This window comes from Arthrobacter tecti (assembly GCF_054511355.1).
The window spans coordinates 24,776-35,937 of the sequence record NZ_JBTNCT010000021.1; the positions used below are offsets into that span (position 1 = coordinate 24,776).

Genomic DNA, 11,162 nt, shown 5'->3' on the forward strand with positions numbered 1-11,162 from the left:
TGGGCGAGGGCCTCGGCGTGAGCGCCAGCGAGGGTTGGGAGCCCACCAAGCGCGTAGTGGGCGAGGGCCCCGGCGTGAGCGCCAGCGAGGGTTGGGAGCCCACCACGCGCGTAGTGGGCGAGGGCCCCGGCGTGAGCGCCAGCGAGGGTTGGGAGCCCACCAAGCGCGTAGTGGGCGAGGGCCCCGGCGTGAGCGCCAGCGAGGGTTGGGAGCCCACCACGCGCGTAGTGGGCGAGGGCCCCGGCGTGAGCGCCAGCGAGGGTTGGGAGCCCACCAAGCGCGTAGTGGGCGAGGGCCCCGGCGTGAGCGCCAGCGAGGGTTGGGAGCCCACACAAAGCGCCCCGTCGGATGGGGGACCGACGGGGCGCTTTAGCTATGAGGGGTGTTAGGCGTGCGAACGGTTCTTCGTGATTGCGCCGTAAATGAGAAGGACGATAATCGCGCCGCCGATTGCCAGCAGCCATGAAGAGATCGAGAAGAACTCGTTAACTCCGACGTTGAAGAGCAGGTTCCCGAGGAAGCCTCCCAAAAGCGCACCAATAACCCCGAGAATGAGGGTCATCACCCAGCCGCCGGCCTGCTTGCCCGGAAGAATCAGCTTTGCGATGGCACCTGCGATGAGACCGAGTAGAAGAAATGCCAGGAAATTCATGAAGTGCTCCTTATTCGAACTTCTATCCACGGAACTTGTCTGTCTATGGCTACGCTGCACCGGAGTGCAACTGCGAACCACCCTACTTCATCAGCTAGCTTACTATTACTTTACGTCATTACCAGTGGCTCTATTAAACCCCCGCTTGCAGGCTTTGCAACCCCCTGAAATGAAAAAATTGATCGAGTCGCAACCCGCCGGCGGAATCGCCCAACCGTCGAAATTCGCGGCACTTCCGCCACTACGCGGGGATAAAGCCAGTATGCTGATTACACAGCGCGTTATTTCGTAGCTCTACGGCAGAACAGGAAAGAATTCCTGGGCCGGCACACATCAAGGAGTAGTTGGCATGAGAATCGGTTCCTCCATCGTCCTCATTGCACTCGGTGCAATTCTTGCCTTTGCAGTGGCAGATAATCTGACGAACTTCATCGACCTGACCCTCGTGGGTTACATCCTCATGGGCGTCGGCGTTCTGGGACTCGTCGTCTCCTTGGTGATGAATGCCCCCCGCAGCCAGAAACGGGTATCCGAGTCCCGCTCCGTCCAGGATCCCAACACCGGTGAGCAGATCACCCGCAACGAAACCCGCGACGGCGGCATCTAGGGACCTCGCACCACTAAAGCCACCCGCACCTGATTGGGTGCGGGTGGCTTTTTGTTTGCCCGTAAGTGAGCCCAACCATTCCCCTCGCCGAACGATTTCGTGCAGGTCTGAGGCGATGCGATGCGTGTCGCGCCAAGACACGCCGCGGTTCAGCCCATCTCGAAGCTGAGACCTGCACGGAATCATGCGACCTCGGGGTATCGGTTCCGTATACAACTATTGCGAACTCGATATAGTTGTTTCATGGCGATGAGTGTGAAGGAAGCCGCCTCCTCCTTGGGCGTTACACCTGCCCGTGTCCGCGCACTGATCGACACGGGGAAGCTTCGCGCCGAAAAAGTTGGCAACCAGTGGGTGCTCGACGAGCTTGAAGTTCAACGCTACCGAAGAAACCCGCCTGGTGGACGGCCAGTGACACCGGGGACGGCCTGGGGCTTCCTGGCCTTCCTAGACGCAGCGCGCTTCGAGCAGCTGGAGGACGATTGGCAGAAAATTCAGCTCAAAGAGCTTCCATCGCTCAACTCCCAGGTACTCAGACGGTGGCGGAACTGGATGATGCACTTAATGGAGCCCGCTGTGTGCGAAGAGGCGCTGCTCAGCCTTCTCAGCAAAGTCGAGGCCCGAGCTGAGCGGTGCCTTTTTGTTGCGGACCGTGCTGACATCCAGGACCTGCGCGTCGACCCGCGACTCATGCTCTCCGGTGTATCCCACCCTGCATCCTCCCTGCTGTCCAATTCCGAGGTTGAGGCGTACATCGACGACGATGACGTCGAGCGGTTGAAGAGGGACTTCTTCCTTGTGCCAGCCAAGAACGAGCGAGCAGCAAATGTGATCCTCCATGTCGCCGAGGAGCTTCCGGAAAAGCTACCCCTGGCTGCAGTTGCGGCGGACTTGGCTGAACACAATGGCCCCCGCGAGCAGAACGAGGCGGCCCGAATCTTGAGGAGCATCGTTGGCCATTGAACTGCCGCCGTCAACCGAAGCGCAGGAAGCAGCTTGGGGTGCGCTCTTCAACATCCATGAACGATTGACATACGGCTGGACCCTCGTCGGTGGGCAGTCTGTCTACCTACATGCTGTCGAGCGGGAGTCGATTTCCGTACGTCCGACTGACGATGCCGACACCGTCCTCGACATCCGCGAACATCCGAACATGTTGGCAACCTTCACCGGACTTCTGGTGGAGCTTGGATTCAAGTCAGCCGGGTTTTCACCCGACGGCCACGAGCATCGATGGGTCCGGGAGGAAGCGAAGATTGATGTGCTGATCCCCCGCTTCCTGGGCGAGAGAGCCGAGAAGCGCGGAGGCGTCAACGGAGGAACGACCCTCGCCGCGCCGGCCGGCCAGACCGCGGTCAACAGGACCGAAACGGTAGAGGTTGTGTGTGGTGACCGGACCGGCTCTGTGAACCGGCCAACCCTGATGGGCTGCCTGATCGGCAAGGCCGCGGCCATTAAAATCATGGAGGATCCAGGGCGGAAGCGGCACTTCGACGACTTCCTGATCATGGCTTCGGTCGTCCGGGCAGCGGACGTTCGCGGGATCGAATATTCCCACGCCGAACGAGGGCACTTGTCCAACATGCTTGGTCACCTCGCCAACAAGCCGGAGCTGGCTGCGGAGTATCCGGAGAGCAATGACGGTGTCGCGCGTCTCAGGATTAGCCTCTATAGCTAATTACGCGGCGTACACGGGGATGGCGAAGCGTCCATCAACACACATGATGGCGCTACGGGAGCATTATGAGTACCCAAGCTCCGCCTGCTACACGGCAATCTGCGTTTTCTTCCGCTTTCGATTGACAAGCAAACTTAAACACAGATAGAGTCACTCAAACGGAAGTAGGTGTGACAGCCGTCACGAGTGAGGAGGCCCGGTGTTCGCCGAGGAACGCTACAACAGGATCGCTGCACTGGTCGCGTCCGAGGGACGGGTGTCCGTTGCACAACTCGCCGCACGGTTCGACATCACCAAGGAAACCGTCCGCCGCGACCTCGCCCTACTTGAGAAGGACGGCGTGCTGCGCCGGGTACACGGTGGTGCGGTTCCCGCGAACAGTGCGAGCACCAACGAACTCAGCCTCACCAGCCGCGAAGGCCGCAGCCAGGCCGAGAAGGCACGCATTGCCAAGGCAGCACTCGCCATGGTCCCGTCCGAAGGGTCGATCGTGCTCGACGGCGGTACCACCACAGGCGCACTGGCCGCCCTCCTGGCGCAGGAGCCTGCAGACCAACTGCTCATCATCACCCACTCCATCCCCGTTGCCCATGCGCTCATCGAGGCCCCGCTTCAGCTCGAGTTCATCGGCGGCCGGATGCGCGGTTTGACCAGCGCCTGCGTGGGAAGCGGAACGGTGGCCCAATACGGCAGCTTCCGGCCGGATGTTGCCTTTGTCGGCGCCAACGGCATCCACGCCGCGTTCGGACTGAGCACCCCCGACCCCGAGGAGGCCTCCGTCAAGGCGGCTATCGTGCGGGCCTCCCGCCGCGTCGTCGTACTGGCGGATTCCTCGAAACTGGACGCCGAGACGCTCATGAACTTCGCCTCCCTCAGCGAGATCGACGCGCTTGTCACCGACGCGCAGCCCGAGCCGGAACTGGAAGCCGCGCTCAAGGATGCCGACGTAGAGCTGGTGATCGCATGATCGTCACCCTGACCGCAAACCCCAGCCTGGACCGCACCATCGAACTCGCGGCTGGCCTCACCCGCGGTGCCGTACAGCGCGCTACCGCCAACCGGGAGGAGTCCGGCGGCAAGGGCGTGAACGTGTGCCGCGCGTTATCGGCCGGCGGGGCGGAAACGCTGGCTATCCTGCCCGGGAAGGACGACGATCCCGTCCTCACCGGGCTCCAATCCGCCGGTGTCCCCTACCGCAACCTCCCCATTCCGGCCAGGCTGCGCAGCAACGTCACCATCACCGAGCCGGACGGCACCACCACCAAGATCAACGAACCGGGCCCTGTGCTGGACCGACGGGAAGCCGAGGCCCTGATCGAGCTGGTGGTGGAGAAGTCCGACGGCGCGGCCTGGCTGGTTCTGGCGGGCTCACTACCACCCGGCCTCAACCAGGACTTCTACGCAACGGCGGTGCGCGCCGTGCGTTCCCGCTACGGCGAGCGCTCACCATTGATCGCACTGGATGCTTCCGAGGCCGCCCTGGTCGCCGCTATCAACGAGGGCGCAGCCCCGGACCTCCTTAAACCCAATGCCGAGGAGCTTTCCCAGCTGACCGGCCTGGGCGAAGGTAACAGGCTTGAGGACAACGAAGGCCTCGCCGTCGAAGCAGCGACCCGGCTGCTGGGACGCGGAGTCCGCACGGTGCTCGCCACCCTTGGCTCGAAGGGCGCCCTGCTGGTGACGGCGGACGGCGCCTGGCACGCACAGCACCCTCCAATTACGGCTCTTTCCACAGTCGGTGCGGGCGATTCCGCTCTTGCCGGCTACCTCCTGGCGCACACCAGCGGCGGGAGCGCACCCGATTGCCTCCGCCAGGCGGTGGCACACGGCTCCGCCGCGGCATCCTTACCTGGATCAACCGTGCCGGCACTTCACCAAACCACGCCGGACGCCGTCGTCGTCCGGCGTGGCAAACCACGCCGGACGCCGTCGTCGTCCGCGCTCTTGCTCCAGTCAACTGACTTCGTTTCTAAGGAAGAACAATGTCCGCTTTGATTACCCCTGATCTTGTGGTGCTCGATGAGTCCCTGGGCGAGGACCGCCCCGGTGTCATCCGCCGGCTCGCCGAACTTGTGGTTGCGCAGGGCCGCGCGAGCCAGGTGGAAGGCCTGTTCGCCGATGCCCTCGCCCGCGAGGAGAAGACTGCCACCGGGATCCCCGGCGGAATCGCCATTCCGCATTGCCGGTCCACCGCGGTCACTGAACCGACGCTCGTCATGGCCCGGCTGCAGCCGAAGGTCGATTTCGGCGCCAAGGACGGCCCGGCGGACCTCATCTTCTTCATCGCCGCACCCGAGGGCGCGGACCAGGCGCACTTGAAGCTGCTCTCCAAGCTCGCCCGCTCCCTCATCAAGAAGGACTTCACTGCCGCGCTTCGTTCTGCCAGCACGCGGCAGGAAGTCGTGGACCTGGTGGAGGGGGCGCTCGAAACCGCGCCGGCCAAGACGTCCGCGCAGCCGGCAGCCACGGACCCGGGCACGACGACGCCGCCCGCCGCCGCACGCACCAAACGCATTGTTGCGGTCACCGCCTGCCCCACCGGTATCGCCCACACCTACATGGCCGCGGATTCACTCGTTGCCGCTGCCAAGGAGCGCGGCGTGGACCTGCAGGTGGAGACGCAGGGCTCATCGGCCTCCACTCCCCTGGACCCGTCGGTGATCGCCGCGGCGGACGCCGTGATCTTCGCCGTCGACGTCGACGTCCGCGACAAGCACCGCTTCGCCGGCAAGCCCGTGATCAACGCGCCCGTGAAGCGCGGCATCGACGAGCCCGGCGTCATGGTCGAGGAAGCCCTCGCCGCCGCCGACAATCCCAACGCACGCCGGGTCCCGGACTCGAATTCCCCGGACACCCAGGACGACGACGGCGGCGAGCGCTTCGGCGGCCAGCTCAAGCGGGCGCTGCTCACCGGCGTGAGCTACATGATTCCGTTCGTGGCCGGCGGTGGCCTGCTCATTGCGCTCGGGTTCCTCCTCGGCGGCTACGACATCACGAACTTCGCCGATGACATGGTGGTCAACAACACCCTGTGGAACCTGCCGACAGAGTTCCCGGAGACTGCCAAGGGCGCTGTCGGCGCCTACCTCGGTGCGGTGCTGTTCAAAATCGGCAGCCTTTCAATGGGCTTCCTTGTCCCCGCATTGGCCGGTTACATCGCGTACGCCCTGGCTGACCGTCCCGGTATTGCGCCGGGCTTCGTGGCAGGTGCGGTCGCCGGCTTCATGGGCGCTGGGTTCCTCGGCGCGATCGTCGGCGGTCTCCTTGCCGGGTATGTAGCGATGAAGATCGGCAAGCTCGCCGTCCCACGCTGGCTGCGCGGCCTCATGCCCGTGGTGATCATCCCGCTCGGAGCTTCCATAGTGGCGTCAGGTCTCATGATCCTGGTGCTCGGCGGACCGATTGCCGCATTGACCGTCGCCCTGAACAACTGGCTCTCCGGGCTGACTGGCACCGGAGCCGTGTTGCTCGGCATCATCCTCGGCCTCATGATGGCGATCGACCTCGGCGGACCCATCAACAAAGTGGCCTACGCGTTCGCGGTCGCCGGACTCGGTGCCGGCACGGTGGATAACCAGGCTCCGTGGCAGATCATGGCCGCCGTCATGGCAGCGGGAATGGTTCCGCCGCTGGCGATGGCACTGGCAACCGTGATCGACCGCCGTCGTTTCTCCCTGGCTGAGCGGGAGAACGGCAAGGCCGCGTGGCTGCTCGGTTCAGCGTTCATTTCGGAGGGCGCCATCCCGTTCGCCGCCGCCGATCCGCTGCGCGTCATTCCCGCTGGCATGCTCGGTGCTGCGGTCACCGGAGCGCTCGTGATGGGTACCGGCGTCACTTCGCAGGCACCTCACGGCGGCATCTTTGTGTTCTTCGCTATCGGCAACGTGATTATGTTTGTTGTATCGATCCTCGTGGGCAGCCGGCAGAAGCAAAGGCCTCCGAGCCGGTTGCCGCCTAGTCCCTACCTGAGGAGTTGGAGCAATGAGCACATTCGTTGGAGTGGGAGTGAGCCCGGGCCGGGTGATCGGTCCGGTACGGCAGATGCCGCGCCCGGTTGCGGAGCCGCCGGCCGGTGAACGGTGGTCGGACACCACGGTCGATGACGAAACCGCACACCTGTTGGCAGCCGCCAAAGCCGTTCAGGCCGAACTGCGCGGACGCGCCGAATCGGCAACTGGTGACGCGAAGGCGGTACTCGATGCCACGGCAATGATGGCCGCTGACCCCATGCTGCTGAAGTCGGCCAACACGCTTGTGGTGGCCGGAACGTCCGCGGAGCGCGCGGTGTGGGAGGCGGGCGCCCAGGTGGCGGACATGCTTCGCGGGTTGGGCGGCTACATGGCCGAACGCACCCAGGACGTCCTCGACGTCCGCTCCCGCATCGTCGCTGAGTTACGCGGTCTGCCCGCGCCGGGCATCCCGGCGTCGGAGACTCCCTTCGTCCTTGCGGCGGAAGACCTGGCTCCGGCGGACACCGCAACGCTCAACCCGGACCTGGTCCTCGCGCTCGTCACAGGCACCGGCGGGCCGCAGTCCCACACCGCCATCCTCGCACGCGCGCTCGGCCTGCCCGCCGTCGTCGCCGCCCATGGGGTGGACGGGATCGACGACGGCACCGAAGTCTTCGTGGACGGCGCCGCCGGTTCGGTGCTCATCAATCCCGGCGACGTCGAACGCACCGCCGCTGCCATCTGGTCCGAGCAGTCACGCTCCCTGGGTTCCTACAGCGGTACCTGCACGACGACGGACGGCCACCGGGTGCCGCTCCTCGCCAATGTGGGCTCGGGTGCTGATGCCCGCAATGCGGCCGACGCCGGCGCTGAGGGCGTGGGCCTGCTCCGGACGGAGTTCTGCTTCCTTGACCGTGATACCGAACCGACCGTGGCCGAGCAGGCTGCCGCCTACCGTGAGGTGTTCGATGCCTTCCCGCACGGCAAGGTAGTAGTGCGGACGCTCGACGCCGGCGCTGACAAGCCCCTTCCTTTCCTCACCGACGCAACCGAGCCCAATCCGGCGCTGGGCGTGCGCGGCTACCGGACGGAACTCGCCACGCCCGGCGTGCTCGACCGGCAACTCAAGGCGATCGCAGAAGCAGCCGACGGCGCCGAAACCGAGGTGTGGGTCATGGCACCGATGATCGCAACAGCGGACGAGGCGCACCGGTTCGCTGATTCCTGCGCTGCCGCCGGGCTGAAGGTGCCGGGAGTGATGGTCGAGGTGCCGTCCGCGGCGCTCACCGCCGAGAGCATCCTGCGCAACGTGCAGTTCGCCTCGATCGGCACCAATGACCTGACCCAGTACGTGATGGCAGCGGACCGGCAACTCGGCCCCCTCGCGGCGCTGAACGATCCGTGGCAGCCTGCCGTACTCCAGCTCGTCAAGCAGACCGTCGCGGGAGCTGCGGCACACGGGAACGGCAATAAGTCCGTGGGCGTCTGTGGCGAGGCCGCCGCGGACCCGGCCCTCGCCGTCGTGCTCGTGGGTCTCGGCGTCGACACGCTGTCCATGAGCGCCCGCGCCCTGGCCGGTGTCGCAGCAGTGCTGGCCTCGGTCTCCCTGGACGAGGCCAGGAAGCTGGCCGAACAGGCACTCGGGGCTCCCAACGCCCTTGAGGCACGCACCGCAGTCCGTGCAGGCCTACCCATTCTCGAGACCCTCGGTCTCTAAACCACCAACCAAAGGAACATCATGATCGAGCGAACAGCAACCGTAGCCAGCCGCGTGGGCCTGCACGCCCGCCCCGCCGCCATCTTCGCAGAAGCGGCATGTGAGCTCCCCGTGGAGGTGACCATTGCCCGCGAGGACAGCCCGGCCGATGAGGCCCTGGACGCTTCAAGCATCCTCTCGCTGATGAGCCTGGGCGCCGAACACGGCGACGTAGTGGTTCTCAGGAGCGACGACGACGGCGCCGGGGAAGCGTTGGACACGCTCGTCCGGATCCTGGAAACCGACCACGACGCTTAGCCCCTTAACGGGAATAGGTGCGTCCACCCGTTCTAATGGACGCACCTACCGCTGTGTAACCCGCTAACCCCCCACGGTCACCGGGAGTTACATAATCATAATTTTGGCACAGCAGGATGAAAACGTGAACAGTATTTCGGGATATTCCGGCATAAATCATCCGAAAGGACTAAAGACGTCGCTGGTCACGGGCAAGGAAATTGCGGGAAGTTTCCTTCGCTGCACGCCGTCGTGAGGCCCAAATCATCGTGAGACCGGTGGTGACCAGCACGATGGAGCCGAATGACAACAGCACCCCCGCCCGGCCGAGGGAGAGCGGGAGGAGGTTCAGGATCGCGAAGATCAGGACCATGAAAAAGCCCGCGAAGATTAGGCCGGACGCCAACCGATGAACCGGGCGGGAGAGCCGGTTCCCCATTTCTGCAGCCGTCGGCACCAGCAGGCACGCCGCAACGTAGGCCGGATAGAGACGGCCCATGTTCTGATACCACACCACCGTGGCCTGGTCCGTGAAGCCTCGAAGACCCGTAGAGCTCTCAGGAAGATCACTCACCACGAACAGAACCACGGTGACGACGACGGCGAGCGCCAGGGCGGCTATCCCTGCCGGGCCTGCAATGAACTTTTGTGCCCGCCGTGAACGGAATGCGGCCGCACACCGCATACCCAGCAGGATCACGATCGAGTACAGGCTCAGCCGGATGATCAGGTTCGCGACGTTGACTCCGCCGAGCAGTTGGTCGACGAAGAGATAGATCGGGGCGATGCTCAGCGAGACCGCCACCGCAAACAGAACCAGGACAAGGAAGACGCCGCGGCCCCTGCCGCGGAGCGCATCCGGCAGCCGGATCGCCGCGAACACAACGCACAGGATCAGCGCGACCCACTGAATAGTTGCTCCGCCGCTCATCCGAGGTTCTCCCATAAGGTCTGGTCGTGTGAGCTGTCCTGTTCCTGACGGCGCAGCTGCTTGCCTAGTCCGTCCAGCCAGTCCCTGGCCAGCAGGATGAGCTCTGAATCCGGCAGATGACTGAGGGCGCTTTCCCGACCATCCGTGCGCCAGCCACCTTCCTCAGGCGTCAGCAGGCCCGTGACCACAAGTCCGCTGGTCAGCGACACCTCCGAGATTCGTGCCGCTTCGACACACAGCTGGGTGCTGAGCCTGCCTGCACTCAGCTGCGCCGAGAGATTCTGGGGCGCGACGCCGGTCCTTGCCGCCAGACTCTGGCGAAGATCCCCGGGATCCACGGCGTCGAACCAGGTCCGCACGGAGTATTTGTGCGGCATCGGCGCCAGTGTGAAGCTGAGCGGGTGGCCCACGCAGTCGGTTTCGTCGCTACGGCCCACTATGAGCCGAAGCAGATCCATCGGGGACACCTGGCTGAGGTACTCGGCAGGAGTGGGCGGTTGGGCGTGCTCGGCGAGGTCGCGGTAGTCATCGAACTCGCTCAGCGCCTGTACCGGGGAAATGCGGTACGCCCTTGCAATGCGGACCACGGTCTCCACGGAAACTTTGCCGCGCACCAACTGCTGCGCGAGCGTGGAGCGCTTGATCTCCGCCTGTCTGCAGAGTTCGGAAACCGATGCATCGGGGGCGATCCTGGCGCGCCACGATTGGAACGCCTTAGCCGTGACCGCCATGCTCACCTTTCGATTGGACTTTCGACCCCCGGAGTGAAGTATAGTTAAAAGCGCTGGCTCCCCATTCTGCGATTCCCCCATACGCAGAACGCGGAGCCAGCTTCACTTTAACTTCTTGAGCGCGGGCGTTTCGCCGTTACCAGCGCACCTTCTTCTCCCGTTTTCCCTGCTTGTTGCTTGCATTGACGTTCTTTCGGCGGCCGGTGCTGTGAGCACTGTCCAGGTCTCCGAACGCGGGGTTCTTCTTGGCAAGCGCCATCCGGGCGCGCGGGTCATCCGCCAGCTTCTTCGCTGCGTCGTCGGCAACGTGGACGGTCATGGGCTCTTGTTTGTCTTGCTGGGTCATGGCTCTCCTTAGCGGTTGTGACCGGTGGGCCACTTACTTCCAACGTGACAGGTGACAACTCCGGTTGTTCACCCAGTCAGTTCCGGAAGGTCCTGCGAAACCAGCAATACCAGGTAAACGGCTTCGAAGAGCCGACAAGGCGCAAAGGTCAAGAGCAGGAGAAGTGGAAACAAGCAGGGAGGCAGCAGCCTCAACACGGTCTTTTCGATGGTTTTATCTTGTTGCGGCGGGCGTGCGAAACGCCTCGAAACGCGCAATCACTCGAAAATTATTG

13 protein-coding genes are annotated in these 11,162 nt (G+C 64.2%); 9 read left to right on the forward strand and 4 right to left on the reverse strand.

The genetic code is table 11. The features are described 5' to 3' along the window. The first annotated feature begins 17 nt into the window (after positions 1-17). The gene (locus ACX80C_RS17030; RefSeq protein WP_459327653.1) at positions 18-389 is read left to right on the forward strand and encodes a hypothetical protein; all 372 of its coding nucleotides are present in this window, start codon (positions 18-20) and stop codon (positions 387-389) included. Here the strand turns inward: ACX80C_RS17030 and ACX80C_RS17035 are convergent. Further along, a complete protein-coding gene (locus ACX80C_RS17035; RefSeq protein ID WP_459327654.1) occupies positions 386-652 on the reverse strand; it encodes a GlsB/YeaQ/YmgE family stress response membrane protein in 267 nt (88 codons plus the stop codon). The two genes, ACX80C_RS17030 and ACX80C_RS17035, sit on opposite strands and share 4 nt — an antisense overlap. 349 nt (positions 653-1,001) lie before the next feature. On the opposite strand from ACX80C_RS17035, the gene ACX80C_RS17040 reads away from it, so the two are divergent. The 8 genes from ACX80C_RS17040 (at position 1,002) to ACX80C_RS17075 (ending at position 8,901) form a co-directional block, all read left to right on the forward strand. Next, positions 1,002-1,259, forward strand: a complete 258-nt coding sequence (locus ACX80C_RS17040) for a DUF6458 family protein (protein WP_459327655.1) — start codon at positions 1,002-1,004, stop codon at positions 1,257-1,259. 243 nt (positions 1,260-1,502) lie between these two features. After that, the gene (locus tag ACX80C_RS17045) at positions 1,503-2,222 is read left to right on the forward strand and encodes a helix-turn-helix domain-containing protein (RefSeq protein WP_459327656.1); all 720 of its coding nucleotides are present in this window, start codon (positions 1,503-1,505) and stop codon (positions 2,220-2,222) included. Further along, positions 2,212-2,937, forward strand: coding sequence for a hypothetical protein (locus ACX80C_RS17050; protein WP_459327657.1), 726 nt, complete (start codon positions 2,212-2,214; stop codon positions 2,935-2,937). The genes ACX80C_RS17045 and ACX80C_RS17050 overlap by 11 nt, the downstream gene beginning before the upstream one ends. Before the next feature lie 199 nt (positions 2,938-3,136). Beyond that, positions 3,137-3,904: a DeoR/GlpR family DNA-binding transcription regulator gene (locus tag ACX80C_RS17055; RefSeq protein ID WP_459327658.1), complete on the forward strand. Its 768-nt coding sequence runs from the start codon at positions 3,137-3,139 to the stop codon at positions 3,902-3,904. Continuing rightward, positions 3,901-4,932: a 1-phosphofructokinase family hexose kinase gene (locus ACX80C_RS17060; RefSeq protein ID WP_459327659.1), complete on the forward strand. Its 1,032-nt coding sequence runs from the start codon at positions 3,901-3,903 to the stop codon at positions 4,930-4,932. The genes ACX80C_RS17055 and ACX80C_RS17060 overlap by 4 nt, the downstream gene beginning before the upstream one ends. Continuing rightward, positions 4,920-7,013 (forward strand): PTS fructose transporter subunit IIABC, encoded by a 2,094-nt coding sequence (locus tag ACX80C_RS17065; RefSeq protein WP_459327660.1) that lies wholly within the window; start codon positions 4,920-4,922, stop codon positions 7,011-7,013. The genes ACX80C_RS17060 and ACX80C_RS17065 overlap by 13 nt, the downstream gene beginning before the upstream one ends. After that, positions 6,919-8,604, forward strand: a complete 1,686-nt coding sequence (ptsP, locus tag ACX80C_RS17070) for a phosphoenolpyruvate--protein phosphotransferase (protein ID WP_459327661.1) — start codon at positions 6,919-6,921, stop codon at positions 8,602-8,604. The genes ACX80C_RS17065 and ptsP overlap by 95 nt, the downstream gene beginning before the upstream one ends. A gap of 21 nt (positions 8,605-8,625) precedes the next feature. Further along, the gene (locus ACX80C_RS17075; RefSeq protein ID WP_459327662.1) at positions 8,626-8,901 is read left to right on the forward strand and encodes an HPr family phosphocarrier protein; all 276 of its coding nucleotides are present in this window, start codon (positions 8,626-8,628) and stop codon (positions 8,899-8,901) included. 169 nt (positions 8,902-9,070) lie between these two features. On the opposite strand, the gene ACX80C_RS17080 is transcribed toward ACX80C_RS17075, so the two are convergent. The 3 genes from ACX80C_RS17080 to ACX80C_RS17090 all read right to left on the reverse strand — a co-directional run bounded on the left by ACX80C_RS17080 (position 9,071) and on the right by ACX80C_RS17090 (position 10,888). Continuing rightward, on the reverse strand, positions 9,071-9,811 hold the full coding sequence (locus ACX80C_RS17080; protein ID WP_459327663.1) for a hypothetical protein: 741 nt from the start codon (positions 9,809-9,811) through the stop codon (positions 9,071-9,073). Beyond that, on the reverse strand, positions 9,808-10,542 hold the full coding sequence (locus ACX80C_RS17085) for a helix-turn-helix domain-containing protein (RefSeq protein ID WP_459327664.1): 735 nt from the start codon (positions 10,540-10,542) through the stop codon (positions 9,808-9,810). Before ACX80C_RS17085 ends, ACX80C_RS17080 begins: the two co-directional genes overlap by 4 nt. Before the next feature lie 136 nt (positions 10,543-10,678). Next, positions 10,679-10,888 carry a hypothetical protein gene (locus tag ACX80C_RS17090; RefSeq protein WP_459327665.1) on the reverse strand — a complete coding sequence of 70 codons (210 nt, stop codon included), beginning with the start codon at positions 10,886-10,888 and terminating at the stop codon, positions 10,679-10,681. Between the last annotated feature and the right edge of the window lie 274 nt (positions 10,889-11,162).

Bases quoted from the DNA above. Each gene is read 5' to 3' on its own strand.
- ACX80C_RS17035 (WP_459327654.1), bottom strand. From the start codon at position 652: ATGAATTTCCTGGCATTTCTTCTACTCGGTCTCATCGCAGGTGCCATC.
- ACX80C_RS17040 (WP_459327655.1), top strand. From the start codon at position 1,002: ATGAGAATCGGTTCCTCCATCGTCCTCATTGCACTCGGTGCAATTCTT.
- ACX80C_RS17045 (WP_459327656.1), top strand. From the start codon at position 1,503: ATGGCGATGAGTGTGAAGGAAGCCGCCTCCTCCTTGGGCGTTACACCT.
- ACX80C_RS17060 (WP_459327659.1), top strand. From the start codon at position 3,901: ATGATCGTCACCCTGACCGCAAACCCCAGCCTGGACCGCACCATCGAA.
- ACX80C_RS17065 (WP_459327660.1), top strand. From the start codon at position 4,920: ATGTCCGCTTTGATTACCCCTGATCTTGTGGTGCTCGATGAGTCCCTG.
- ptsP (WP_459327661.1), top strand. From the start codon at position 6,919: ATGAGCACATTCGTTGGAGTGGGAGTGAGCCCGGGCCGGGTGATCGGT.
- ACX80C_RS17075 (WP_459327662.1), top strand. From the start codon at position 8,626: ATGATCGAGCGAACAGCAACCGTAGCCAGCCGCGTGGGCCTGCACGCC.
- ACX80C_RS17080 (WP_459327663.1), bottom strand. From the start codon at position 9,811: ATGAGCGGCGGAGCAACTATTCAGTGGGTCGCGCTGATCCTGTGCGTT.
- ACX80C_RS17085 (WP_459327664.1), bottom strand. From the start codon at position 10,542: ATGGCGGTCACGGCTAAGGCGTTCCAATCGTGGCGCGCCAGGATCGCC.
- ACX80C_RS17090 (WP_459327665.1), bottom strand. From the start codon at position 10,888: ATGACCCAGCAAGACAAACAAGAGCCCATGACCGTCCACGTTGCCGAC.